Here is a 23,053-nt window from a genome sequence, read left to right on the forward strand (position 1 = left end):
TTATTCCTCCAGTTGTTGAAGACTGCGGCTGCGAATCTCTTGTTGCAGCTTCTCAATCACTTCACTTACGTCCAGGCTGCCCAGGTCTTTACCACGGCGGGTGCGAACGGCAACTTTGCCTGCTTCCACCTCTTTATCACCACAGACCAACATATACGGGACACGACGTAAAGTGTGCTCGCGGATTTTAAAGCCAATCTTCTCATTTCTCAAGTCTGCTTTTACGCGAATGCCCGCATTTTGTAGTTTCTGCGTCAATTCTTTAACGTAATCCGCCTGAGAATCGGTAATGTTCATGACCACTACCTGCACCGGCGCAAGCCAGGTTGGGAAGAAGCCCGCGAACTCTTCGGTCAGGATGCCAATGAAGCGCTCCAGAGAACCAAGAATAGCACGGTGAATCATTACAGGGACCTGACGCTCGTTGTCTTCGCCAACGTAAGAGGCGCTTAAACGCTGAGGCAGGGAGAAGTCCAGCTGTACTGTGCCGCACTGCCAAGCTCTGTCGAGACAGTCATACAGGGTAAATTCAATTTTCGGACCGTAGAAGGCGCCCTCACCCAGCTGGTATTCAAACGGAATTCCGTTCTCTTCCAGCGCCACGGCGAGATCCGCTTCTGCACGATCCCAGGTCTCATCGCTACCGATACGTTTTTCCGGACGCGTTGAGAGTTTGACCACGATCTTCTCGAAGCCAAAGGTACTGTACATATCGTAGACCATACGAATACAGGCGTTAACTTCATCACGTACCTGATCTTCAGTACAGAAGATATGCGCATCATCCTGCGTAAAGCCACGAACACGCATCAGACCGTGCAGCGCACCTGATGGCTCGTTACGGTGGCAGCTACCGAACTCTGCCATACGCAGCGGCAGATCGCGGTAAGATTTCAGACCCTGGTTAAAGATCTGAACGTGGCCCGGGCAGTTCATTGGCTTGATGCAGTATTCTCGGTTCTCAGAAGAGGTGGTGAACATCGCATCTTTGTAGTTGTCCCAGTGGCCGGTTTTTTCCCACAGCACACGGTCCATCATGAACGGACCTTTCACTTCCTGATACTGGTACTCTTTCAGCTTGGAACGCACGAAGGTTTCCAGTTCACGGAAAATAGTCCAGCCGTCGTTATGCCAGAAGACCATACCCGGTGCTTCTTCCTGCATGTGGTACAGGTCAAGCTGTTTACCGATTTTACGGTGGTCACGCTTCGCCGCCTCTTCCAGGCGCTGCAGGTAGGCGTTCAGGGCTTTTTTATCTGCCCACGCGGTACCATAAATACGCTGCAACATCTTGTTGTTGCTATCGCCACGCCAGTAGGCGCCAGCAATTTTCATCAGTTTGAAGTGATGGCAGAAGCGCATGTTCGGCACGTGCGGCCCGCGGCACATGTCGATGTATTCCTGGTGATGATACAAGCCAGGCTTGTCATCATGAGCAATGTTCTCATCAAGAATAGAGACTTTATAGCTCTCGCCACGCTTCACGAAGGTTTCACGCGCTTCGTGCCAGCTGACTTTCTTCTTAATGACGTCATAGTTGGTTTCGGCGAGCTCGTGCATACGTTTCTCGAGCGCGTCGATATCTTCCTGGGTCAGGGTGTGGTCAAGGTCAACGTCGTAGTAGAAGCCGTTGTCGATAACCGGGCCGATCGCCATTTTGGTGTTTGGCCACAGCTGTTTGATGGCATGACCTAACAGGTGCGCACAGGAGTGACGAATGATCTCCAGACCTTCTTCATCTTTTGCGGTGATGATAGAGAGTTGCGCGTCGTTTTCGATCAGATCGGATGCATCAACCAGCTCACCGTTCACACGGCCCGCGATGGTCGCTTTCGCGAGTCCAGGACCGATGTCCAGGGCAACATCCATTGGGCTAACGGCGTGGTCGAAATGGCGTTGGCTGCCATCAGGAAGAGTAATTACAGGCATTTTATATCCTTATTTGCAGTGATGCCCCACACATAAGAGCATATACAAAGAAAATAATCATAGTTTAACAAGAGATTACGACACCATCTGACCAACAATCGTCAAATTGGCTCGTCATCCTGCACCTGCCAAAATCAGAATAATGCCGGTTTACGGCAGGCTTTCTAATGGTAACACTAATGACAGGGCGTATGCACCCTCTGCGACCAGTTTGAACGTATGAGGGCACGATCGCCTGCCAGAGCTCGCAATACCCGATTGTTGAGCTATTCTTGAACAGGTCCTGACACAGCCATGAGGCATCACATGAATGTATCCAGTAGAACCGTAGTGATATTGAATATACTTTCTGCTGCCGGTTTAGCGTTGATCCTTGCCGAGAGATTTCATTGGTTCTAGCCCAACCGATGATGTGGCATAACCTTCTGTCCCCGACAGCGCGTATTTTGATAGACTGAAGGCATCAACAGACAAGGATTAGGTTATGCCAACAAAACGATTTGCCGTCAAACACTGGAAAATGGTGCTGGTCTTAATTGCCATCTGCGGTGCAATGCTGCTATTGCGTTGGGCGGCGATGATTTGGGGCTAAGCGGGAATTTGACGCAACGGCGTACAGAATAAAACACGTTATCGATATTCCACCTGTTTTTCGTCAAGGCGAAATACAGGTGGAATAATGGCGTACACAATTACCTGTCAGGACCATTCACCTGCTACCAGTTTATGTACATCAAACGCGTCATTCATTGATTGACCGGTAGACGGCGCGCCCGGCGCGATGTTTGACCCGGCTTCAACGTCAGAAGCGTGAGTCATTCCAACCTGACTGGCATCATCTGCAGCGAATACACCAAACGAAAGTGCAGAAAGCACCATGGCTGCAGCAGTATTTTTGATTTTTTTCATACTATTATTCTCTTTCTGAAGACATGCAATACTTCTCAAGGCAAATAAATGCCTGTGTATTGAGTATAACGCTGGTTCATCCTTTTGCCTCGCCTGGTTATTATCAATTTGTGTCAAATAAACAGAATGCGGTCTGGCCAGGATGAATTATGAAGAAATTAAGAAGATTTTGAGGACCAATTATTTTAAAACGGCGTTTAATATAAAACAGCACAGTTTCTGAAAATAAAAAACGGGCCGAAATAATCGGCCCGTCTGCATTACATCTTATAGCCCAGTGAAACGGTGGTTCTGCGGTCGGTATGATCCGGCGCAGTCTCTGGAGGCGAAGAGTTCCAGGTCACGTTATAGGCCACTTTCAGGCCAAAGTGTTCGTTGATGTCCACATTCAGCGCTGTCTCAGAATTCAGCGTTGTGTCCCCGGCGCCAAACACAGAAACACCCTGGGTGAACTTCGTGTTGTCGGTCATCTGCCAGGCGTAGGTGCCAGACGCATAGCCGAGCGGTTGCGTTTTGGTATCGCCGTCGGTGAACTCGTCATAACGGACACCCGGACCGAATTCGAAGCGGAAGCTATGAACCGGACCGTTCAGGAACTGACGACCATAACCTGCGGTGAACACATCGCGTTGACGATAGCCGTTGTAGCGGTCAGTCAGCCAGCTTGCCTGGCCAAACAGGTAGTCATAGTCAGTCATGTTGTAACGGCTACGTCCACCTACCGCGTATTTCTCGGAGGAGCGTTCATCGTTAGCGGAGGTGTTGCTGGCGTTTCCCCACAGAGACCAGGCGGTGGTGTTACCGTACCAGGTCAACGTGCTATCCGCCGTCAGAGAGGAGCTTTTCGTGTTACCGGATTGCGCCAGGTACCCGGCGTTCAAATTACCTTCAAAAGGTTTTTTCGCCGCGGTGGGATCGTCCATGACAGTAAAAACGGAATCATCAGCGGTTGCGTTCATAGCCGCAAACACGCCACCCGCCAGCATCAGTGCAGCGGGCACTGTCTTCAAAAGCTTCATTTTATTAAGGAGTCCGTACAACAAAAAAAGAGACCACACGGTCCCGGAAACTTTCTTGAGGATCAATGACAAGGCGTCCAGAGAAAGGTAACAAATTATAAAAAGCCGCAAATAACATAGCAATGTTTTCTTATTTCATTTTTTGAATAAGAACGATCCCAAAATGCGTTTTATTTTATATATCGCTTAGCCTTCGCTTTGTCATTATTCATATTGAAAATCATACTGTTATTTACATTGCCTTCCTGCCAAATGGTGCCAGACTAAAAGGAACCCACGCTAAAAGGAGGTAATGATGGTTTCTATCTACACTCTGACGCTCTCCCCTTCCCTCGATTCCGCCACCCTCACGCCGCAGATTTACCCGGAAGGTAAACTCCGCTGCAGTGCCCCGGTGTTTGAGCCCGGCGGCGGAGGGATCAACGTGGCACGCGCCATCACCCATCTCGGTGGGAAAGCCACGGCGATATTCCCCGCAGGCGGAGCCACCGGCGAACATCTTGTCTCTCTGCTGGCAGATGAACAGGTCGCCGTGGAGACGGTCGAGGCCAAAGACTGGACACGTCAAAATCTGCACGTGCACGTGGAGTCCAGCGGAGAGCAATATCGCTTTGTGATGCCAGGCGCCAGACTGAGCGACGACGAGTTCCGTCAGCTTGAAGAGAAAGTGCTGACGATTGAAAGCGGTTCACTGCTGGTCATCAGCGGCAGTCTGCCGCCCGGTGTCAGTACGGAAAAGCTGACGGCGCTCATTCGGGCCGCACAGCAGCGCGGCATCCGCTGTATTGTAGACAGCAGCGGCGAGGCGTTGCAGGCAGCATTAGAGCCAGGCAATCTTGAGCTGGTCAAACCAAACCAGAAAGAGCTGAGCGCGCTGGTTAACCGCGAACTCACTCAGCCAGATGATGTGCGCAGCGCGGCCCAGGAGCTGGTGCGCACGGGTAAAGCGCGGCGCGTGGTGGTCTCTCTTGGCCCACAAGGGGCGCTGGCCGTGGATGAAACGGGGTCAGTGCAGGTTGTCCCGCCGCCGATGAAAAGCCAGAGTACCGTAGGCGCAGGCGACAGCATGGTTGGGGCAATGACGCTAAAACTGGCCCAGGGCGCGACGCTGCTGGAGATGACACGCTACGGCGTGGCGGCAGGTAGCGCGGCAACCATCAACCAGGGAACGCGGCTGTGTTCGCTGGCCGATACGCAAAAAATTGTCGATTACCTGTCCCGAAATTAACCCGCTTTCCCCTTCGCGCTGAAGGGGAAATGCAGTGCAAAGTCGCCAAACACACACTATCGACTATGCTAAGAAAACTTTCATGATAACAATGAGGTGAATTATGAGCAGTGGTGACATCACCCGCTACGTCGTTACCGTCAACATTCATGAAGCGTCGCTGACCGAGCTGAATGAGCTTAACAACGCCTTTACCCGGGCCAATTTCCTGCTCACGCTGACGGATGAAGAAGGCAATATTCATGATTTAGGCACGCTGGCATTCGGCCTGATAAGCGCCCTCAGCGAAGAGGAGGTTCGCGCGCTGGCGGAAAGCCTGGCTGAGAGCGTGACAGATAAACCTGCCGAAATTGATGTGGATACCTGGGAAACCTGGCAGAAAAAAGAACAATAAGTGCCCTGCATGAAGGTAAACCGCTCAGGTGTGCGTTAGTTCGTATTTTTTTACCGCAGTTATGCGCTAACTTTATGATCTGGCAGACAACATGGGAGAGAGATCATGTGGCAGGCTATCAGTCATCTTTTACGTGAACAACTGGGCGAAGGTGAAATTGAACTGCGTAACGAACTGCCAGGCGGAGAGATCCACGCCGCATGGCATATACGCTACTCAGGGCGCGATCTCTTCGTAAAATGCGACGAGCGAGAGTTGCTCCCGATTTTCACCGCCGAAGCCGATCAACTGGAACTGTTGTCGCGCAGCAAAACGGTCACCGTCCCGGAGGTGCTGGCCGTGGGCTGCGACCGCGACTACAGCTTTCTGGTGATGGAATATCTCCCTGTCCGTCCGCTGGATGCCCACAATGCGTTTATTCTGGGACAGCAGATAGCGCGCCTGCATCAATGGAGCGACCAGCCGCAGTTTGGTCTCGACTTTGATAACGATCTCTCCACCACACCACAACCGAATGCCTGGCAACGCCGCTGGTCAACCTTTTTTGCCGAGCAGCGTATCGGCTGGCAACTTGAGCTCGCCGCCGAGAAAGGCCTCGAATTTGGCAACATTGATGCCATCGTCGAGCATATACAGCAGCGCCTGGCCTCTCATCAGCCTCAGCCTTCTTTGCTGCATGGCGATTTGTGGTCCGATAACTGCGCGCTGGGCCCCAATGGGCCTTATATATACGATCCGGCCTGCTACTGGGGCGACAGAGAGTGCGACCTCGCCATGTTGCCCCTCCACCCCGAGCAGCCGCCACAAATTTATGACGGCTATCAGTCAATCTCCCCCTTACCGCAGGGCTTCCTCGACCGCCAGCCGGTGTATCAGCTTTATACCCTGATGAACCGCGCAATCCTGTTTGGGGGTGAGCATCTGGTGAACGCACAGCGGGCGCTTGAGCGCGTACTGGCCGCGTGAAGGCAGGACGGGTGGCCTCAGGCCACCCTGTGATTATAAAAAGCCGAGCAGTGAGAAAAAGAAGTAGCCCGCCACAATAATGATCACCGGCAGGACATAGAGCGGAAAGATTTGCAGGAAGATAGAGTGACGTGGCACCACGATGCGGGACTCGATCTGTTCACGCGTCATCCCTTCCGGGCCTTTGGCCTGTTCCAGAATCATCTGGTCTTCCACCCCTTCACGTAAAAAACGGGTCTGACGGCTCATGCGTGCGCCTGACGCCTGTAACGCCATGGCGATAAAAATCAGCGCATAAATCACCCAAAACCCGATATTCAGCTGCTGGTGAAAGTCCGGCGTGGGCGAGTTGAACCAGAAGATATTCAAAAATGGCGTGTTAAAACGCATCATCTCAATCATGACATGCGCAAAATCAAGCATGACCGCATTGATACCCGGCTGTTTTTCGCTGTGATCGTACATAAACTTGAGCACAGAAATCAGCGTAGAAATAACGGCAGGAATAAAAATCACCCAGCCAGCAACCCGTTTTAAGACAGCAATGCGTCCAGCTTGTTGATACGTCATCAGTTCCTCTTCATAAAGACGCGTTATTTGTGGCTAAGTCTACCTCCTGACCGTCATTTTCGCCCGATCTTTAAAGGCAATATGCTAAATTGCAGATTGTACTTAGCACGTATCGTCTGTCGTACACCCTTAATAAGGAGACGTTGTGATGTCGACACCGCGCCAAATTCTTGCCGCTATTTTTGACATGGATGGATTACTGATCGATTCCGAACCGCTCTGGGATCGTGCTGAACTGGACGTCATGGCCAGCCTCGGCGTCGATATCAGCCGCCGCCATGAACTTCCGGATACGCTGGGCTTGCGTATCGATATGGTGGTTGACCTGTGGTATGCCCATCAGCCATGGGTGGGCCCGGATCGCGATGAGGTCACCGCCCGCATTATCAGCCGCGCCATTGCGCTGGTGGAAGAGTCCAGGCCGCTGCTGCCGGGCGTCCGTGAAGCTGTCGCCCTGTGCAAGGCGCAGGGGCTGAAGGTGGGACTGGCCTCCGCCTCCCCGCTGCACATGCTGGAAAAAGTGCTCACCATGTTTGAGCTGCGTGACAGTTTCGATGCGCTGGCCTCTGCGGAAAAGCTCCCCTACAGTAAGCCCCATCCCCAGGTGTATATGGACTGTGCTGCTAAGCTCGGTCTTGATCCGCTAACCTGCGTGGCGCTGGAAGATTCCGTTAACGGCATGGTGGCCTCAAAAGCTGCGCGGATGCGTTCCATTGTCGTTCCTGCTGAAGAGGGCCGACACGATCCCCGTTTTGCGCTTGCCGACGTGAAGCTAAACTCCCTGGCTGACCTGACGGTGCAACACCTGCGAGGCGAATAAACGCTCTGTTTCAGGCAGCCTCGTGCTGCCTGAAAATAAAATAAAACACCGTTCCATTTCGGTTGCATTTCTCACGCCCGACTCCTATTCTAAGTTTCAGAACGACAATCACCTGCTTCTGAGGCGCGAATGATACTGGATACCTTTACTCTTTCAGGAAAAGTGGCCATCGTCACCGGATGCGATACCGGTCTGGGGCAAGGCATGGCCATCGCGCTGGCACAGGCGGGCTGCGATATCGTGGGCGTCAACCGTAAAGCGCCTGAGCAAACAGCGGCCAGCGTGACGGGGCTCGGCAGACGGTTTACGGCCATTCGGGCCGACCTCGGCCAGCAGGCGAGTCTTCAGGGCGTTGTGGAGCGTGCCGTCGCTGAGATGGGGCGCGTCGATATTCTGGTGAATAACGCCGGGACGATTCGCCGGGAAGATGCGCTGGCGTTCACGGAAAAGGACTGGGATGAGGTGATCGACCTCAATCTGAAATCCGTCTTCTTCCTCTCACAGGCCGTGGCAAAGCAGTTTATCGCCCAGGGTCAGGGTGGGAAAATCATCAACATCGCCTCAATGCTCTCCTTCCAGGGCGGCATCCGCGTGCCCTCTTATACCGCCTCAAAAAGTGGCGTGCTGGGGATCACCCGTCTGCTGGCGAACGAGTGGGCGGCGCATGGCATTAACGTCAACGCTATCGCACCGGGTTACATGGCGACCAATAATACGCAGCAGCTGCGTGATGACGAGCAGCGTAGCCAGGAAATCCTTGACCGCATTCCTGCCGGGCGTTGGGGCGTACCGGAAGATCTGCAGGGCCCGGTGGTGTTTTTGGCCTCCGCCGCCTCAGACTACGTGAACGGCCATACCCTGGCCGTCGACGGGGGCTGGCTGGCGCGTTGACCCGCTTTGTGACAAAGAGTTACACCGTCACCTCTTTCGCCTACTGTATAAAAACCCTATACTGTATGAATTGACAGTTTCCTGGGTTTTATCATGACGGCGGAAGGCCACCTGCTTTTTTCCATTGCGTGCGCAGTATTTGCCAAAAACGCTGAGCTTACCCCCGTGCTTGCACAGGGGGACTGGTGGCATATTGTTCCTTCTGCCGTGCTGACCTGCCTGTTGCCCGACATCGACCATCCTAAATCTTTTCTTGGGCAACGCCTGAAGTGGATCTCAAAACCTATCGCCCGTGCGTTTGGCCATCGCGGGTTTACGCACAGCTTGCTGGCCGTGTTTGCCCTGCTAACGCTGTTCTATTTAAAAGTACCTGAAAGCTGGATAGTGCCCGCCGATGCCATTCAGGGCATGGTGCTGGGCTATTTGAGTCATATTCTCGCCGATATGCTGACGCCTGCTGGCGTGCCGCTGCTGTGGCCCTGCCGCTGGCGTTTCCGCCTGCCTGTTCTCGTTCCCCAGAAAGGGAATCAGCTTGAGCGCGTGTTGTGCATGGCTCTGTTCGCCTATGCCGTCTGGATGCCGCAGACATTGCCCGAAAACAGTGCAGTGCGCTGGTCATCTCAGATGATCAATTCGCTGCAATTTCAGTTCAATCGCTTTATTCATCACCAGATTGAACAGTAAACCAGCAAAATTATCGCATTTGTCATAACCCATTCCATTTGGATATAAGCGCGACATCACACTTCTGCTAACCTTGCGCCAACAGGACCGGTAAAAACCGGCCACATAATAAATCAGGAGAACGGGGATGAATTTTCCACTCATCGCGAACATTGTCGTGTTCGTTATATTGCTATTGCTTCTCGCCCAGGCGCGTCACAAACAGTGGAGCCTGGCGAAGAAAGTGCTGGTGGGTCTGGTCATGGGTGTCGTGTTTGGCCTGGCCTTACATGCCGTCTACGGCTCCGATAGCCCGATACTGAAAGACTCCATTCAGTGGTTCAATATTGTCGGTAACGGCTATGTCCAGTTGCTGCAGATGATCGTCATGCCGCTGGTATTTGCCTCTATTCTGAGCGCTGTTGCTCGTCTGCATAACGCTACGCAGTTGGGTAAAATCAGTTTCCTGACCATCGGTACGCTGCTGTTTACCACGCTGATTGCTGCGCTGGTGGGGGTGCTGGTGACCAACCTGTTCGGCCTGACCGCCGAGGGTCTGGTTCAGGGTACCGCTGAAACCGCGCGTCTGACCGCAATTCAGACCAACTACGTAGGTAAAGTCGCTGACCTGACGGTGCCGCAGATGGTGCTCTCCTTCATTCCGAAGAACCCGTTTGCTGACCTGACAGGCGCCAGCCCAACTTCCATCATCAGCGTGGTGATTTTCGCCGCCTTCCTGGGCGTGGCGGCACTGAAACTGCTGAAAGACGATGCGCCGAAAGGCGAGCGCGTGCTGACCGCTATCGATACCCTGCAAAGCTGGGTGATGAAGCTGGTTCGTCTGGTGATGCAGCTGACCCCTTACGGTGTTCTGGCGCTGATGACCAAAGTGGTTGCTGGCTCTAACCTGCAGGACATCATTAAGCTGGGCAGCTTCGTCGTCGCCTCTTATCTGGGTCTGGGCATTATGTTTGTCGTACACGGCATCCTGCTGGGTGTGAACGGCGTAAGCCCGCTGAAATACTTCCGTAAAGTCTGGCCGGTGCTGACCTTTGCCTTCACCAGCCGTTCCAGCGCCGCATCTATTCCGCTGAACGTCGAAGCGCAGACTCGTCGCCTGGGTGTACCTGAGTCTATTGCCAGCTTCTCGGCCTCCTTTGGTGCCACGATTGGTCAGAACGGGTGTGCGGGTCTCTACCCGGCGATGCTGGCCGTGATGGTTGCGCCAACGGTTGGGATCAATCCGCTGGATCCGGTCTGGATTGCTACGCTGGTCGGTATTGTCACCATTAGCTCCGCAGGCGTTGCGGGCGTGGGCGGCGGTGCTACCTTCGCCGCGCTGATTGTTCTGCCTGCGCTGGGCCTGCCGGTGACGCTGGTGGCCCTGCTGATCTCCGTTGAACCGCTGATCGACATGGGGCGTACCGCACTGAACGTGAGCGGCTCAATGACGGCCGGTACGCTGACCAGCCAGTGGCTGAAGCAGACCGACAAAGCCATCCTGGATAGTGAAGACGACGCCGAGCTGGCGCACCGTTAATCATTGAAAATAAAAAAACCGCCATCAGGCGGTTTTTTTATACGTGTTATTTTTCAAACTTCTTCATCCTGTCGAATTTGTACCGCCCACCGCTGGGCCGCTTCCGGCACGGTAAACACCGGGGAACGACGGAAATGCTCGCCAATCAGCACAAAGGCCACATATTTGCCACGTAACTGCCAGACATCGCGATAGCCATCCACCTTCAGCGCATGTTCAGGGGGAGCGGGTTCGACACGGGGCACGTAGCTAATAACCTGGCGATTTTGTTGACGAAGAGGTTTCATAAGCGACTGGTTCATTAAAGCACATTCTGAAAGCAGGAAATTTCTATGATAGCCGATCCTGCCCCCACGCGTCGCGTCTTGCGTGTGGTGGACCGCCTCTTTTACTAAGGCGGTGTCTGAAAAAGCTGAGTTCGCCTGCCCTTTCCGTACATTGTTCTATAGTTAACAGGGTTTTTTAGGAATGAATAAAGGAGAAGCGTGCAATGTCGAACAAAGATAACACACATCAATCACCCATTCATGGCACTGAAGAATCACAGCCGGGTATGGACTCCCTTGCACCTGAAGATGGCTCTCATCGCCCTTCACCGGGTCCCTCAGCCCCTGGCGAGCAGCCGACCGCGCCCGGTAGTATGAAATCGCCGGACACCGGCAATGAGAAACTAAAATCACTCGAGCCACACCGCAAAGGCGGAGAAGGCTATGCGTTGACCACCAATCAGGGGGTGCGCATCGCTGACGATCAGAATTCCCTGCGCGCGGGATCCCGCGGACCGACTCTGCTGGAAGACTTCATCCTGCGGGAAAAAATTACCCACTTTGACCATGAGCGTATCCCGGAGCGTATCGTGCACGCGCGCGGTTCCGCCGCTCACGGCTATTTCCAGCCCTACAAGAGCCTGAAGGAAATCACCAAAGCTGACTTCCTTTCAGACCCGGATAAGATCACCCCCGTGTTTGTGCGCTTTTCCACCGTGCAGGGTGGCGCAGGTTCGGCTGATACCGTGCGAGATATTCGCGGCTTTGCCACCAAGTTTTATACCGAAGAGGGTATCTTCGACCTGGTCGGCAATAACACCCCGGTCTTTTTCATTCAGGATGCGCATAAATTTCCTGACTTTGTCCATGCGGTAAAACCGGAGCCCCACTGGGCGATACCGCAGGGACAAAGTGCGCATGACACCTTCTGGGACTATGTCTCCCTGCAACCCGAGACGTTACACAACGTGATGTGGGCGATGTCTGACCGCGGGATCCCGCGCAGCTATCGCACCATGGAAGGGTTTGGCATTCATACCTTCCGGATGATCAACGCCGAGGGCAAAGCGACGTTTGTCCGTTTCCACTGGAAACCGGTCGCCGGGAAAGCCTCGCTGGTGTGGGATGAAGCCCAGAAGCTGACCGGGCGCGATCCGGACTTCCATCGCCGCGAGCTGTGGGAATCCATTGAAGCGGGCGACTTCCCGGAATATGAGCTGGGGTTACAGCTGATCCCGGAAGAGGACGAATTCAAATTCGATTTTGACCTGCTGGATCCGACCAAACTGATCCCCGAGGAGCTGGTACCGGTTCAGCTGGTGGGCAAAATGGTGCTTAACCGCAACCCGGATAACTTCTTTGCCGAGAACGAACAGGCGGCCTTCCACCCCGGGCATATCGTCCCGGGCCTGGATTTCACCAACGATCCGCTGCTGCAGGGGCGACTGTTCTCCTACACCGATACGCAGATCAGCCGACTCGGCGGGCCGAACTTCCATGAAATTCCGATTAACCGCCCCACCTGTCCGTACCACAATTTCCAGCGCGACGGGATGCATCGTCAGGATATTGATACCAACCCGGCCAACTATGAGCCGAACTCCATCAACGATAACTGGCCGCGCGAAACGCCTCCTGGCCCGAAACGGGGTGGATTTGAGTCGTATCAGGAACGTGTGGACGGCAACAAAATCCGCGAGCGCAGCCCGTCATTTGGAGAGTATTACGCCCACCCTCGCCTGTTCTGGAACAGCCAGACACCGATTGAGCAGCAGCATATTATCGGCGGCTTCAGCTTTGAACTGAGCAAGGTTGTGCGGACCTACATCCGCGAGCGCGTGGTCGATCAGCTGGCACACATTGATATTCAACTCGCCCAGAGCGTGGCCGATAACCTCGGCATTACGCTGACGGATGAGCAACGCAATCTTGCCCCGCCAAAAGAGGTCAACGGGGTGAAAAAAGATCCGGCGCTCAGCCTGTACGCGGTGCCGGGAGGCTCGATTAAAGGCCGGGTGGTGGCGATCCTGCTTAACGACAAAACTCGCGCCAGCGACGTGCTGGGGATCATGCAGGCGCTGAAAACCAAAGGCGTACACGCCAAATTGCTCTACTCCCGAATGGGTGAAGTGACTGCCGATGACGGGTCAGTGCTGCCGGTTGCCGCCACCTTTGCCGGTGCGCCATCCCTGACAGTGGACGCGGTGATTGTGCCGTGCGGCGATATTGCCAGCCTGCTGAGCAACGGTGACGCGGTCTATTATCTGCTTGAAGCCTATAAGCATCTGAAACCGATCGCCCTTTCCGGTGATGCGCGACAGTTTAAAGCACGCCTGAACGTGGCCGATCAGGGTGAAGACGGGATTGTGGAAGGCGATAACGTCGACGACGCGTTTATGACGAAGCTGTTTGATCTGCTAGCCGCGCACCGCGTCTGGTCGCGCAGCAGCAAGATTGACCAGATACCGGCGTAAAAAAAGCCGGGTGGCGCTTGCGCTTACCCGGCCTACATTTCGACTGGTTTTGTAGGCCCGGTAAGGCGAAGCCGCCACTGGGCTTTGTCTTAAAGATCCCCGAAAGTCCCCAACCGATACCCGCGCTCGGCAATCGCGTATTTCAGCGACGGCGACGTCAGCACCTCCAGCTCCGCCAGGCGCGGCCAGCAGTAGGCGCTCTTACGGACGGTGTTATCGACAAACGCAGGATGCGCCATCACCTCCAGCGACCGTTCCCCCCGGGCTGCGGAATCATCCAGCACCTTCAGGAACAGCGCTTCGTCGATCTCCTCACCGTAAAATGCGCTGCTGAACCCCTCCGATGTGGTCACGGCAAAGTCCGGCAACCCGCGCACGTCACGATCCACACGCATCGCCACGCCTTTACGCTGAGCAAAATCCGCAACGAGCGGAAAAATCGCCGGGATCATATGCACATGATGATGGCTGTCGATATGGGTTGGTTCGCGACCAAAGAGGTCAACAAAACGGTTGTACTGACAGTCCAGCTCGCGAGCAATCTCTTCGAGCGGCAGCGCGTCCTGCTCCGCCAGTTCCCAAATCCATTTCCCGAGTTGCCCGTCACGCGTCAGGCCCGGCATCGCTGAAAGCGGCCTCCCCAGCGTCAACACAAAGTGCATGCCCACGCCCAGCTCAGGCGCTTCACGGCTCAACTGCGCCGCGTGCTCTATCGCCTCTCCATTCACCAGCGCGGTGGTCGAGGTCACCACACCCCGTCGGCAGGCTTCAACAATGCCGTAGTTTTGCCCCTTAGACAGGCCAAAATCATCAGCATTGACGATCAGCAGGTTTTCCATCGCACGTCCTCTTAACGGTGTTGATGCTTGAGCTTCTCAACCGTGGCGGCAAAGTTTGGCAGCCATTTTTCATGCGCCAGTATCATCTCGCTGGCCAGCCCTTCCGCATCGCGGTCGGAATGCACCAGCGGGCTGAGGTTCAGCGCCAGCAGCACGTCATTCAACTCACCGCTCAGCGCAGCGTTGCTGGCCGCCACTTCAAACCCTTTGATGGTATGGATGAGCCCCATCACTTTGTCATCAAAGTGGGTAATACGCGGATGCGGTTTTGCCCCCTCACGGCCCAGGATACAGGTCATCTCTACGGCCCAGTCGGCCGGGATATTGTCGATATGGCCATGGTGCGGCACATTGACGTAGTGCTCAGCCTGCTTGTCATTGTAAATGGCGTTGATCACTTCGCACGCCGCGTCGGAATAGTACGCTCCACCGCGCTGTTCAAGCTCTTTCGGCTTCACGTTCAGGTTTGGATCTTTATACAAATCAAACAGCTGCTTTTCAACTTTCTGCACAACCTGAGCGCGGGCACCGCCTTTATAGTACTCGCCCATTTCGATGGCCAGCATCTCTTTCTGCTTGAAGTAGTAAAGCAGATACGAGCATGGCAGCAGATTCAGGGAACGGATGAGCCCTTCGCTGAACGGCAGGTCGAAGATATTTTTTACGGATGCTGCGGTCAGGCGGCCGGAAGCCACGCCGTCCAGCAGTTCAGCAAAGCGAGACTGGCCGTTTACTATCACATCTCTGATGAACACCATGTGGTTGAGACCGAACAGATCAATAGAGAGATCGTCGTTGTCGGTCAGCTCCAGCACGTCGCGGATGAACATCTTCATGCCAATCGGAATATTGCAGACGCCGATAAAACGCTTGAAGTTGGTATGGCGATAGACCGCCTCGGTGACCATCCCGGCCGGGTTGGTAAAGTTAATCACCCATGCGTTCGGGCAGATCGCCTGCACATCTTTGATGATGTCGAAAATGACCGGGATGGTGCGCAAACCTTTAAACAGGCCGCCCGCGCCGTTGGTTTCCTGTCCCAGATAGCCGTGGCTCAGCGGAATGCGTTCGTCCAGTTCACGCGCTTTGAGCTGGCCCACGCGCAGCTGAGTGGTAACGAAGTCAGCGTCCTGCAATGCCAGGCGACGATCGAGGGTTTTATGCACGGTTAAGGGCACACCGGCTTTTTCTACCATCCGCTGGCACAGGTCAAAAATAATATTTAGCTTTTCCTGCCCTTCTTCAACATCCACCAGCCATAATTCACTGACCGGTAATTCATGATAACGTTTCAGGAAACCTTCCAGTAATTCCGGGGTATAGCTGCTGCCGCCGCCAATGGTCACGACTTTTAATTTCTTTTGCATAACATCTCCCTTAGCGTATCAGGTTAATCGCCTGCAAGGTATAGCGGACTCTTCCCGCTATTTGGGCAAGCAATCAAGTCAATATTCGTGGCGAATAAACTCGCCAGGCACTAATTAATTACCGTCAAATTCTTCCGGTAACTGTTTGGTGTGAATGAGGTAAATTTCTTAAAGGTTTTAATAAACAGGCTGGGGCTACTGTAACCGGACTCATAAGCAATATCGGTGACAGAGTAGTTGGTAATTTCCAGCTGTTTTTTGGCAAAATTAATGCGGATTTCATTAATAATTTGCACGGGTGTTTTACGATAATAACGCTGTGTCGCCCGGGTCAGGTATTCCTGGGATTTTCCGGACAGTGACACCATATTTTCCAGAGCATTCTCGCTGAACTGCCCTTTGTCGTGCATCAACTCGACGGTACTGCGCAGCCATTGCGGAATGTCGTCGCTCACCTGCTGCTCTTCGCGGTGATGGCGAAGGCGGTTCATCACATAGAACGTCACGGTTTCAATAAATTCATCGAACTCATTGTCGCGGAAGTTGAGCGAGGCGATCACCGTTTCGATCCAGGTCATAAATTCGTTTTTCACGCGATAGACCTGTGACGCCACAAAGCAGAACGGCACCAGCGGCAGATAGTGTTTCTCAAAGAAACGTCTGCTGACGCCAACATTCAGAATACGGGTGGCCCCAAATTCGTAAAAGCTCTGGTGATAAGATCCCATCGGCAGGAAAACAAAATCACCGCGCTCCAGCAGGACACGCTTGCCGTTAATCTCCTGATAGTAGCGGCCGGTCAGAACAATCGTGAACTCGTAGTAGTCATGCTGATGCAGACCACTGGCGCTCTCCGTCTTGTTGTAAATAACCACGTGAAAATTCTTGCCATTAAACAGCTGCTGTTCAAGTGCGGTTTTAATTTCCATCGTGCTGACCTCCTGCTACTCAGTCTGACTTACTGCAGCTTCTCGTGAAGCTCAATTAACTCTGCCACCAGCTCGCGTGCCAGCATCGAGGTCATCAGGTGATCCTGTGCATGCACCAGCACCAGGCTGACTTTCATCTTCCCTTCCCCCTGGTCGCCTTCGATAAGCTTAGTCTGCACCAGGTGCGCTTCATTCAGCGCGATACGGGATTGATCCATCATGGTCTTAGCGGCGGCAAAATCGCCCTGCTTGGCCTGCTTCAGGGCGGCATACGCCAGGCTACGTGCTTGCCCGGAGTTGATGATAAGCCCCATCACCACTTCTTCCAGATCGCTCTCTACGGCGTCTTCGGCTACGATACTATCCAAATCTAACATCTTTAAGCTCCTTTTCGCTGGCGCGGGTTACCCCGCGCCAGGCAATATTTAGAATTTCAGTGCGAGGGCGATATCCTCTTCGCTCTCTTCTTCATCAATCACGGTCGCGGCTTTGTTGGCTATCGCCACGAATGGCATGTAGAGCAGTGTTGCAATCCCGAGGTTGAATATCGCCAGCAGGAAGGCCGCGACGCTACCGTTGGTGTTGAAGAACGCCCCCAGCCCCGCCGGCATGGTCCACGGCGCAATGTTGGTAACAGGCGGGATAATGCCCAGGTAATAGGCCGTCAGAGTGATCCCCGCAAGCAGCGGCTGAATCAGGACGAATGGAATGAACATCACCGGGTTCATGATGATAGGCAGACCAAACAGAATCGGCTCGTTAATCTGGAAGATGCCTGACGGCAGCGCCAGCTTCGCAACCTGACGATGGTCAGCGCGACGAGAGACAATAAAGACCGCGATGATCAGACCCAGCGTCGCCCCGGTACCCCCCAGGAAGATATAAGAGTCCAGCATCGGCTTCGCCCACACATGGAAGGTTTTACCGGCTGCCAGCGCCGCATCAACGGAGCCGTACTGCTGATAAAGTGCAACGTTTTCCAGTGCCCATGGGGTCATGATACCGCTGTCCAGCGCGGCCAGTGCCAGTGAACCATGTACGCCGAAGAACCACAGCAGGGAGGTGAAAATCACGTACGCCCAACCGACCACGCCACCCATCGACGCCAGCGGCGTAGAGATAGAGTCCATGATGATCTGGTGGAAGTTTGTGCCCCAGTGAGAGAGCGCCCAGGCAATAATCCCCATGATGGAGAGAATAATGAAGCCTGGAATCAACGCGGAAAATGAACGGGAAACGGAGCCCGGTACGCTATCCGGCAGGCGAATTACCCAGTTGCGACGGATAATAAAGGTGAACATCTCGGCAACCACCAGACCGATAACGATACCGGAAATAATGTTTGCCCCACCCAGCCAGTTGGCACCCACAGCATAAGCTTCACCCACGCTGTATGGGGTGACGGTCATAAAGGCGGCAACGGACAATAACCCCGCGGCCAGCGGATCCACCTTACGTTCTTCGGCTAATGCCATCCCAATAAAGAAAGGCGCCATCAGCGACATAATACCCAACGTACCGTTATATACGTTGCCGCCGATGGCTTTAAAACCGTTAAGGGTTTCAATGGTTGAAGCGTCTAACCGAATTCCTAATGAATAAAAAAAGGAACCTTCACCAAAGCTCAGAAAAACGTTGTTAATTAAAACGAACATTGCCCCGGCCAGCGTCAACGGCATTAATTTAATAAAGCCGTTTTTGATGGCGTTAACGTGAGGCTGCTTTCCTATTTTAACAGCAAAAGGAAGGAGTACCTTTTCAAGTGAAGCGATGACTTTACTCATAGGAAAATACCCTTAAATGCCGCAACGTATGTCGCGGCGTATTGTGTGTGAAATAACTCTTTGACGGGAAAAATAAAAATTAATTAGCAGCTTTTTTAATTGCTGCCACAGCAGCTTTCAGTACACCTAAACCATCAATCTTACCGTACAGCCCTGAGTCGATAACCTCGACCGGTTTATTCGGTAACAGACGTTGAATTTCTGGCAACATGTAAGCGATCTGCGGACCCAGTAAAATAACATCTGCGGTCTGGCCTTTTTCACCCGCCAGCGTTTCCGGGAACGCTTCGATCACCACCGGCACTTCATACTTTTCGGCCTGTGCACGCATCTTCGACACCAGCAGTGACGTTGACATGCCTGCAGAGCAGAACAGGTAGATATGTTTCTTTTCCATCATGATTTCCCTCTTTTATGACTACCTGCCGTCTCGCTATCACTCGACTCGCTCTCCTGGCTGACAGGTAATGTGCTGACTGTTGTTTATCGTTGGAGTGAGTATACGTAATGGTACAGAGGGGGGATAATTCTGCACAGGCCTAAATTGTCTCTCATTGACCTGGCTTGTTGACTACCTTCACATTTCAGGCAAATAATTCGCGCAAAGAAATAAGATTTACGTATGCATAAAAAAACCGGCCCAAAGGCCGGCTTGTTAACATCCTCAGGCAAGCAGGGTTACTGCGCCTTAGGTGCTTGCGGATCGGTATCGTATTCAGCACAGGTCTGGTAACCGGAATTGATGACGTGACCGGTGTCATCCAGAGCAACAAAGTATGTTTCTGCCTTACCATCACGTTGACCCAGGATATAGGTCTGGCAGGTACCACGCGCATGGATCATGGTCACTTCTGACGAAGGCTTACCGGCAATCGCAGCCACCTGCGAACGGGTCATGCCTTTTTTGACATCTTTTACTACCGGCTGTGTAAACTGATCTTTGGTGCGATCGTAAGCCGTACACCCTGCCAGCATAGTCAGTACCGCCGCTGCGCTAAGAATTCCTGCTACGTTCTTGTTCATATTCCGTCCTCTTGTTTATCAGCGTGTTATCTAAGCATGGGATAAAAAGTACTATTGTTCAACTTTGCGAGTTACGCCAGACGAATTTCGGAAAATTCCAATAAAACAACGATAAGCTGCTAAAACGCCGCAAAATAGCGCACTCGAAACTGTGATCCTTGTCGTTTTACGCCTGAAGGGTTAGTTTTAACAGTTAACACATTCTGTTTATGGTCTGCATATGGAGGGCGTGATGGCTCTGCAACACGAGATTATTCAGGCGCTGGGCGCGAAGCCTGCGGTAGATGCAAATGAAGAGATCCGCCGAAGCGTTGATTTTTTAAAATCCTATTTAAAAACGAACTCGTTTCTGAAAACGCTGGTACTGGGCATCAGCGGCGGACAGGACTCGACGCTGACCGGCAAACTCTGCCAGATGGCCATTTCAGAGCTGCGCGAAGAGACGGGAGATGAAGCGCTGCAGTTTATCGCCGTGCGTCTTCCGTATGGCGTGCAGGCAGACGAACAGGATTGTCAGGATGCCATCGCCTTTATCCAGCCAGACCGCGTACTGACGGTCAATATCAAAGGATCGGTGCTGGCGAGTGAGCAGGCGCTGCGTGAAGCGGGCATTGAGCTGAGCGATTTTGTGCGCGGCAATGAAAAAGCGCGCGAACGTATGAAAGCGCAGTACAGCATCGCAGGCATGACCAAAGGCGTGGTTGTCGGGACCGATCACGCGGCAGAAGCCATCACCGGTTTCTTCACCAAATATGGCGACGGGGGCACCGACATTAACCCTATCTTCCGTTTAAACAAGCGTCAGGGTAAACAGTTGCTGGCTGCGCTGGGCTGCCCGGAGCATTTATACAAGAAAGCGCCAACGGCGGATCTGGAAGACGATCGCCCTTCCCTGCCGGATGAAGCGGCGCTCGGTGTGACCTATGACAACATCGATGATTATCTGGAAGGCAAGAAACTGGACGAGAGTATCGCGAAGATTATCGAAGGCTGGTATCTGAAAACCGAGCACAAACGCCGCCCACCCATTACCGTGTTTGACGATTTCTGGAAGAAATAAAAGCAAAACGGTAACCCAGGTTACCGTTTTTAGTGTTTGCGCCCTCTCCCGAGGGAGAGGGTTGGGGTGAGAGCATCAGGCGACCCGGCTCTTTTTTAACCACCCCACACCTGCTACACTGTATAGCTGAACAGTATATGGAGTCGTATGTGAGCAGGCGTCAATCTGCCCCGCGTCTGGAGTTTGAAGCGGCGGCTATCTATGAATATCCCGAACATCTCCGCCCCTGGCTTGAGGAATTGCCTAAACAGCCGGGCGTGTACATCTTTCATGGCGAAAGCGACACTCTGCCGCTCTATATCGGCAAAAGCGTGAATATTCGCAGCCGGGTGCTGTCCCATCTGCGCACGCCGGACGAAGCCGCCATGCTCCGCCAGTCGCGACGCATCAGCTGGTATCCGACGGCAGGGGAAATGGGAGCGCTCTTACTGGAAGCCCGGCTGATCAAAGAGCAACAGCCCTTGTTTAATAAGCGTCTGCGCCGCAATCGTCAGCTCTGCTCGCTGCAGATAACCGCGGGCAAACCGCAGGTTGTCTATGCGCGCGACGTCGATTTTTCGCACGCACCGAATCTGTACGGCCTGTTCGCCAACAAACGTGCTGCGCTACAGGCGCTGCAAACGCTGGCGGACGAGCAGCAGCTTTGCTACAGCCTGCTGGGGCTGGAGGCCACCACTCGTGGACGCGCCTGTTTCCGCTCTGCGCTCAAACGCTGTGCGGGTGCCTGCTGCGGCAAAGAGAGCGTCGAGGATCATCACGCCCGGCTTCTTGGCGGGCTGGCGGCCATCAGCGTGAAGTGCTGGCCATGGGAAGGGGCCGTTGCGCTAAAAGAGGTGGGAGAGACAATGACACAGTACCACATTGTTCATAACTGGTTCTGGCTGGGGGCGGTCGATAATCTGCAGGAGGCCGCCACCCTGTTACGCACACCCGCCGGCTTCGACCATGATGGCTACAAAATTCTCTGTAAGCCCGTGCTGACCGGCGAGTTTGACGTTATTGTGCTTAATGACCAGGCAGCCAGTTGATTTCGCTGAATAATAACCTGCCGTGCGATTCCAGCAAACGCAGGGTGTGGGTTCCCTCCTCCCAGCTCGCGCCCTGATCGGCTGTCAGCAATTTATCCCCCAGCTGCCACGCACCGCTTAAGACGAAGACCACACCCCCGCGTGAGCCAAAGGTAGTGAAGGTGCGGTCCGCCACCCGCACTTTCGCCTGGCAGCAATCCCGCCGGGTCATGATGTTGAAGTCCATCGACATCTGCCCGTCGCTTAACAGCGCTTTTACCGGCTGGTCGCCGGAAAAACAAAAGGGCTGATGGTGCTTCAGGGTATGGCAAAACGCCTGACCGGCATCGAGCGTCACTTCCCCCCCTTCCAGCAGGGTGATAACCCGGTCAACACCGGGAAAGGAGGAGAATTCGCCATTGCTGGCGATCGTCGCAATGCTGGCACGCCAGAAAAAATCGCGCGTCGCGGGAGGAAAACAACAAATTTCGCGCGTCTCACCAGCACCATTGCGCCAGAGACTGACCGGCATTTTACGGATATCAAAGAACTCCATCACCACTCCTGAATGGCGCAACGAGCGCCAGGGCAAGGATATCGCTATCGTTGCTGTCTTGTTTGTTATGATTGAATAGTTACAGACGTAGTATCGGCAGCAGAGCGGGCAAGCCTTAGCGGGACGCTGATAAAAAATCTAACGTCATGAATTCTCTGAAGCGATGACAGGAGAATACCGCGCCTGTTGCGGCAGACAAGAGGGTAAGAAAGAAAAAACCGCCGGTCCTGTCCACAGCATTTGCGCTTTTGTAGACAGGATCCCGGCGGTCTTAAGAGAGTGAACCGTTTATTCGGTTGGTGCTGGCATTTTACCTTCCATTGCCGGACGTTCTGTCAGACGCTTCTCAAAATTGGCATTAAATTGTTTTTTCTGTTCCGGCGTCAGAATGTTGTAGATCTTGTTCTGGGTTTCCATATGAGCCAGCATGCGGGCTTTATGCTGCTCAGCCATTTTGTCGATCTGCGCTTCGGCTTTTGCCTTATCGAAGCTGTCGCTGGCGATAATGTCATGCATCGCGCGGCGCTCTTCCAGCGGAGGACGTTTCATCTGGTCACGCTGGCTTTTCATGATGTCGCGGATCTGCTGTTTCTGCGCATCCGTCAGGTTCAGATCTTTGAACATCATCATCTCGTGCATACCCGGCTTGCCTTTGTGATGCATCATCATTTTGCCTTCAGCAGGCGCGGCAGTGGTGGTTGCGGTATCTGCGGCGAACGCCATGCTGGTAGCGCCCAGAGCCAGGGTAGAAGCAACAAACAGTGCAGTAAACTTACGCATAATTTATTTCCTTACTTTCAGTTATTCTTCGGCGCTATG

At 53.6% G+C, this 23,053-nt stretch carries 26 protein-coding genes; 12 read left to right on the forward strand and 14 right to left on the reverse strand.

Annotated features, from left to right (window positions below; all coding sequences use genetic code 11):
- Positions 1 to 1,929 (reverse strand): threonine--tRNA ligase, encoded by a 1,929-nt coding sequence (thrS, locus tag ACOTX3_RS08625; RefSeq protein WP_013097005.1) that lies wholly within the window; start codon positions 1,927 to 1,929, stop codon positions 1 to 3.
- 306 nt (positions 1,930 to 2,235) lie between these two features.
- Here thrS and yncL point away from each other — a divergent pair, with 306 nt between their 5' ends.
- Both yncL and yniD read left to right on the forward strand, forming a co-directional pair.
- The gene (yncL, locus tag ACOTX3_RS08630) at positions 2,236 to 2,328 is read left to right on the forward strand and encodes a stress response membrane protein YncL (protein WP_023620707.1); all 93 of its coding nucleotides are present in this window, start codon (positions 2,236 to 2,238) and stop codon (positions 2,326 to 2,328) included.
- Between the two features lie 85 nt (positions 2,329 to 2,413).
- The gene (gene yniD, locus ACOTX3_RS08635; protein ID WP_008500658.1) at positions 2,414 to 2,521 is read left to right on the forward strand and encodes a small membrane protein YniD; all 108 of its coding nucleotides are present in this window, start codon (positions 2,414 to 2,416) and stop codon (positions 2,519 to 2,521) included.
- Between the two features lie 107 nt (positions 2,522 to 2,628).
- On the opposite strand, the gene ACOTX3_RS08640 is transcribed toward yniD, so the two are convergent.
- On the reverse strand, positions 2,629 to 2,838 hold the full coding sequence (locus tag ACOTX3_RS08640) for a hypothetical protein (protein WP_023620708.1): 210 nt from the start codon (positions 2,836 to 2,838) through the stop codon (positions 2,629 to 2,631).
- A 260-nt stretch (positions 2,839 to 3,098) separates the two neighbouring features.
- Positions 3,099 to 3,857 carry a DUF481 domain-containing protein gene (locus tag ACOTX3_RS08645; protein WP_058679122.1) on the reverse strand — a complete coding sequence of 253 codons (759 nt, stop codon included), beginning with the start codon at positions 3,855 to 3,857 and terminating at the stop codon, positions 3,099 to 3,101.
- Between the two features lie 295 nt (positions 3,858 to 4,152).
- On the opposite strand from ACOTX3_RS08645, the gene pfkB reads away from it, so the two are divergent.
- From pfkB to ACOTX3_RS08660, 3 genes are all read left to right on the forward strand, one after another.
- Positions 4,153 to 5,085 carry a 6-phosphofructokinase II gene (pfkB, locus tag ACOTX3_RS08650; RefSeq protein WP_020688369.1) on the forward strand — a complete coding sequence of 311 codons (933 nt, stop codon included), beginning with the start codon at positions 4,153 to 4,155 and terminating at the stop codon, positions 5,083 to 5,085.
- Between the two features lie 103 nt (positions 5,086 to 5,188).
- Positions 5,189 to 5,479, forward strand: coding sequence for a type V toxin-antitoxin system endoribonuclease antitoxin GhoS (ghoS, locus tag ACOTX3_RS08655; RefSeq protein WP_013097009.1), 291 nt, complete (start codon positions 5,189 to 5,191; stop codon positions 5,477 to 5,479).
- A gap of 105 nt (positions 5,480 to 5,584) precedes the next feature.
- The gene (locus ACOTX3_RS08660; protein ID WP_058679123.1) at positions 5,585 to 6,445 is read left to right on the forward strand and encodes a fructosamine kinase family protein; all 861 of its coding nucleotides are present in this window, start codon (positions 5,585 to 5,587) and stop codon (positions 6,443 to 6,445) included.
- Positions 6,446 to 6,478: 33 nt separating this feature from the next.
- Here the strand turns inward: ACOTX3_RS08660 and ACOTX3_RS08665 are convergent, their stop codons facing one another.
- Positions 6,479 to 7,015 (reverse strand): YniB family protein, encoded by a 537-nt coding sequence (locus ACOTX3_RS08665; RefSeq protein WP_013097011.1) that lies wholly within the window; start codon positions 7,013 to 7,015, stop codon positions 6,479 to 6,481.
- Positions 7,016 to 7,163: 148 nt separating this feature from the next.
- Here ACOTX3_RS08665 and hxpB point away from each other — a divergent pair, with 148 nt between their 5' ends.
- From hxpB to tcyP, 4 genes are all read left to right on the forward strand, one after another.
- The gene (gene hxpB / locus ACOTX3_RS08670) at positions 7,164 to 7,835 is read left to right on the forward strand and encodes a hexitol phosphatase HxpB (RefSeq protein WP_013097012.1); all 672 of its coding nucleotides are present in this window, start codon (positions 7,164 to 7,166) and stop codon (positions 7,833 to 7,835) included.
- 129 nt (positions 7,836 to 7,964) lie between these two features.
- The gene (gene kduD, locus ACOTX3_RS08675) at positions 7,965 to 8,726 is read left to right on the forward strand and encodes a 2-dehydro-3-deoxy-D-gluconate 5-dehydrogenase KduD (RefSeq protein WP_038979918.1); all 762 of its coding nucleotides are present in this window, start codon (positions 7,965 to 7,967) and stop codon (positions 8,724 to 8,726) included.
- Between the two features lie 93 nt (positions 8,727 to 8,819).
- Positions 8,820 to 9,410 carry a metal-dependent hydrolase gene (locus tag ACOTX3_RS08680; RefSeq protein WP_013097014.1) on the forward strand — a complete coding sequence of 197 codons (591 nt, stop codon included), beginning with the start codon at positions 8,820 to 8,822 and terminating at the stop codon, positions 9,408 to 9,410.
- A 127-nt stretch (positions 9,411 to 9,537) separates the two neighbouring features.
- Positions 9,538 to 10,929 (forward strand): cystine/sulfocysteine:cation symporter, encoded by a 1,392-nt coding sequence (tcyP, locus tag ACOTX3_RS08685; protein WP_038419159.1) that lies wholly within the window; start codon positions 9,538 to 9,540, stop codon positions 10,927 to 10,929.
- Between the two features lie 53 nt (positions 10,930 to 10,982).
- On the opposite strand, the gene cedA is transcribed toward tcyP, so the two are convergent.
- Positions 10,983 to 11,231, reverse strand: coding sequence for a cell division activator CedA (gene cedA, locus ACOTX3_RS08690; protein WP_071829998.1), 249 nt, complete (start codon positions 11,229 to 11,231; stop codon positions 10,983 to 10,985).
- A gap of 188 nt (positions 11,232 to 11,419) precedes the next feature.
- Between cedA and katE the strand changes: the two genes are divergently transcribed.
- Positions 11,420 to 13,669 carry a catalase HPII gene (gene katE, locus ACOTX3_RS08695; protein ID WP_058651488.1) on the forward strand — a complete coding sequence of 750 codons (2,250 nt, stop codon included), beginning with the start codon at positions 11,420 to 11,422 and terminating at the stop codon, positions 13,667 to 13,669.
- Positions 13,670 to 13,758: 89 nt separating this feature from the next.
- Here the strand turns inward: katE and chbG are convergent, their stop codons facing one another.
- The 7 genes from chbG to osmE all read right to left on the reverse strand — a co-directional run bounded on the left by chbG (position 13,759) and on the right by osmE (position 19,611).
- Positions 13,759 to 14,508: a chitin disaccharide deacetylase gene (gene chbG / locus ACOTX3_RS08700; protein ID WP_058651487.1), complete on the reverse strand. Its 750-nt coding sequence runs from the start codon at positions 14,506 to 14,508 to the stop codon at positions 13,759 to 13,761.
- An 11-nt stretch (positions 14,509 to 14,519) separates the two neighbouring features.
- Positions 14,520 to 15,875 (reverse strand): 6-phospho-beta-glucosidase, encoded by a 1,356-nt coding sequence (locus ACOTX3_RS08705; protein ID WP_029882007.1) that lies wholly within the window; start codon positions 15,873 to 15,875, stop codon positions 14,520 to 14,522.
- Positions 15,876 to 15,985: 110 nt separating this feature from the next.
- Positions 15,986 to 16,804 (reverse strand): transcriptional regulator ChbR, encoded by an 819-nt coding sequence (gene chbR / locus ACOTX3_RS08710; protein ID WP_013097020.1) that lies wholly within the window; start codon positions 16,802 to 16,804, stop codon positions 15,986 to 15,988.
- Between the two features lie 29 nt (positions 16,805 to 16,833).
- On the reverse strand, positions 16,834 to 17,181 hold the full coding sequence (chbA, locus tag ACOTX3_RS08715) for a PTS N,N'-diacetylchitobiose transporter subunit IIA (RefSeq protein WP_058651486.1): 348 nt from the start codon (positions 17,179 to 17,181) through the stop codon (positions 16,834 to 16,836).
- Between the two features lie 48 nt (positions 17,182 to 17,229).
- Positions 17,230 to 18,588 carry a PTS N,N'-diacetylchitobiose transporter subunit IIC gene (gene chbC / locus ACOTX3_RS08720; protein WP_013097022.1) on the reverse strand — a complete coding sequence of 453 codons (1,359 nt, stop codon included), beginning with the start codon at positions 18,586 to 18,588 and terminating at the stop codon, positions 17,230 to 17,232.
- A 79-nt stretch (positions 18,589 to 18,667) separates the two neighbouring features.
- On the reverse strand, positions 18,668 to 18,985 hold the full coding sequence (chbB, locus tag ACOTX3_RS08725) for a PTS N,N'-diacetylchitobiose transporter subunit IIB (RefSeq protein WP_013097023.1): 318 nt from the start codon (positions 18,983 to 18,985) through the stop codon (positions 18,668 to 18,670).
- Positions 18,986 to 19,266: 281 nt separating this feature from the next.
- Positions 19,267 to 19,611, reverse strand: a complete 345-nt coding sequence (osmE, locus tag ACOTX3_RS08730; RefSeq protein ID WP_003857836.1) for an osmotically-inducible lipoprotein OsmE — start codon at positions 19,609 to 19,611, stop codon at positions 19,267 to 19,269.
- A 232-nt stretch (positions 19,612 to 19,843) separates the two neighbouring features.
- Here osmE and nadE point away from each other — a divergent pair, with 232 nt between their 5' ends.
- Together nadE and cho are read left to right on the forward strand one after the other, a co-directional pair.
- The gene (nadE, locus tag ACOTX3_RS08735; RefSeq protein ID WP_013097024.1) at positions 19,844 to 20,671 is read left to right on the forward strand and encodes an ammonia-dependent NAD(+) synthetase; all 828 of its coding nucleotides are present in this window, start codon (positions 19,844 to 19,846) and stop codon (positions 20,669 to 20,671) included.
- A gap of 137 nt (positions 20,672 to 20,808) precedes the next feature.
- The gene (gene cho / locus ACOTX3_RS08740) at positions 20,809 to 21,699 is read left to right on the forward strand and encodes an excinuclease Cho (RefSeq protein ID WP_020688382.1); all 891 of its coding nucleotides are present in this window, start codon (positions 20,809 to 20,811) and stop codon (positions 21,697 to 21,699) included.
- Here the strand turns inward: cho and ves are convergent.
- Together ves and spy are read right to left on the reverse strand one after the other, a co-directional pair.
- A complete protein-coding gene (gene ves / locus ACOTX3_RS08745) occupies positions 21,677 to 22,234 on the reverse strand; it encodes an environmental stress-induced protein Ves (protein ID WP_013097026.1) in 558 nt (185 codons plus the stop codon). The two genes, cho and ves, sit on opposite strands and share 23 nt — an antisense overlap.
- A 288-nt stretch (positions 22,235 to 22,522) precedes the next feature.
- Positions 22,523 to 23,014: an ATP-independent periplasmic protein-refolding chaperone Spy gene (spy, locus tag ACOTX3_RS08750; protein ID WP_014831529.1), complete on the reverse strand. Its 492-nt coding sequence runs from the start codon at positions 23,012 to 23,014 to the stop codon at positions 22,523 to 22,525.
- Between the last annotated feature and the right edge of the window lie 39 nt (positions 23,015 to 23,053).

Origin of the sequence: Enterobacter cloacae complex sp. IR5384 (assembly GCF_049237265.1) — a bacterium.
GTDB classification, from domain to species: Bacteria; Pseudomonadota; Gammaproteobacteria; order Enterobacterales; family Enterobacteriaceae; genus Enterobacter; species Enterobacter cloacae.

What these genes read in the sequence shown, in the direction of transcription:
- thrS (WP_013097005.1), bottom strand. Translation starts at nt 1,929, where the DNA reads ATGCCTGTAATTACTCTTCCTGATGGCAGCCAACGCCATTTCGACCAC.
- yncL (WP_023620707.1), top strand. Translation starts at nt 2,236, where the DNA reads ATGAATGTATCCAGTAGAACCGTAGTGATATTGAATATACTTTCTGCT.
- yniD (WP_008500658.1), top strand. Translation starts at nt 2,414, where the DNA reads ATGCCAACAAAACGATTTGCCGTCAAACACTGGAAAATGGTGCTGGTC.
- ACOTX3_RS08640 (WP_023620708.1), bottom strand. Translation starts at nt 2,838, where the DNA reads ATGAAAAAAATCAAAAATACTGCTGCAGCCATGGTGCTTTCTGCACTT.
- ACOTX3_RS08645 (WP_058679122.1), bottom strand. Translation starts at nt 3,857, where the DNA reads ATGAAGCTTTTGAAGACAGTGCCCGCTGCACTGATGCTGGCGGGTGGC.
- pfkB (WP_020688369.1), top strand. Translation starts at nt 4,153, where the DNA reads ATGGTTTCTATCTACACTCTGACGCTCTCCCCTTCCCTCGATTCCGCC.
- ghoS (WP_013097009.1), top strand. Translation starts at nt 5,189, where the DNA reads ATGAGCAGTGGTGACATCACCCGCTACGTCGTTACCGTCAACATTCAT.
- ACOTX3_RS08660 (WP_058679123.1), top strand. Translation starts at nt 5,585, where the DNA reads ATGTGGCAGGCTATCAGTCATCTTTTACGTGAACAACTGGGCGAAGGT.
- ACOTX3_RS08665 (WP_013097011.1), bottom strand. Translation starts at nt 7,015, where the DNA reads ATGACGTATCAACAAGCTGGACGCATTGCTGTCTTAAAACGGGTTGCT.
- hxpB (WP_013097012.1), top strand. Translation starts at nt 7,164, where the DNA reads ATGTCGACACCGCGCCAAATTCTTGCCGCTATTTTTGACATGGATGGA.
- kduD (WP_038979918.1), top strand. Translation starts at nt 7,965, where the DNA reads ATGATACTGGATACCTTTACTCTTTCAGGAAAAGTGGCCATCGTCACC.
- ACOTX3_RS08680 (WP_013097014.1), top strand. Translation starts at nt 8,820, where the DNA reads ATGACGGCGGAAGGCCACCTGCTTTTTTCCATTGCGTGCGCAGTATTT.
- tcyP (WP_038419159.1), top strand. Translation starts at nt 9,538, where the DNA reads ATGAATTTTCCACTCATCGCGAACATTGTCGTGTTCGTTATATTGCTA.
- cedA (WP_071829998.1), bottom strand. Translation starts at nt 11,231, where the DNA reads ATGAACCAGTCGCTTATGAAACCTCTTCGTCAACAAAATCGCCAGGTT.
- katE (WP_058651488.1), top strand. Translation starts at nt 11,420, where the DNA reads ATGTCGAACAAAGATAACACACATCAATCACCCATTCATGGCACTGAA.
- chbG (WP_058651487.1), bottom strand. Translation starts at nt 14,508, where the DNA reads ATGGAAAACCTGCTGATCGTCAATGCTGATGATTTTGGCCTGTCTAAG.
- ACOTX3_RS08705 (WP_029882007.1), bottom strand. Translation starts at nt 15,875, where the DNA reads ATGCAAAAGAAATTAAAAGTCGTGACCATTGGCGGCGGCAGCAGCTAT.
- chbR (WP_013097020.1), bottom strand. Translation starts at nt 16,804, where the DNA reads ATGGAAATTAAAACCGCACTTGAACAGCAGCTGTTTAATGGCAAGAAT.
- chbA (WP_058651486.1), bottom strand. Translation starts at nt 17,181, where the DNA reads ATGTTAGATTTGGATAGTATCGTAGCCGAAGACGCCGTAGAGAGCGAT.
- chbC (WP_013097022.1), bottom strand. Translation starts at nt 18,588, where the DNA reads ATGAGTAAAGTCATCGCTTCACTTGAAAAGGTACTCCTTCCTTTTGCT.
- chbB (WP_013097023.1), bottom strand. Translation starts at nt 18,985, where the DNA reads ATGGAAAAGAAACATATCTACCTGTTCTGCTCTGCAGGCATGTCAACG.
- osmE (WP_003857836.1), bottom strand. Translation starts at nt 19,611, where the DNA reads ATGAACAAGAACGTAGCAGGAATTCTTAGCGCAGCGGCGGTACTGACT.
- nadE (WP_013097024.1), top strand. Translation starts at nt 19,844, where the DNA reads ATGGCTCTGCAACACGAGATTATTCAGGCGCTGGGCGCGAAGCCTGCG.
- cho (WP_020688382.1), top strand. Translation starts at nt 20,809, where the DNA reads ATGGAGTCGTATGTGAGCAGGCGTCAATCTGCCCCGCGTCTGGAGTTT.
- ves (WP_013097026.1), bottom strand. Translation starts at nt 22,234, where the DNA reads ATGGAGTTCTTTGATATCCGTAAAATGCCGGTCAGTCTCTGGCGCAAT.
- spy (WP_014831529.1), bottom strand. Translation starts at nt 23,014, where the DNA reads ATGCGTAAGTTTACTGCACTGTTTGTTGCTTCTACCCTGGCTCTGGGC.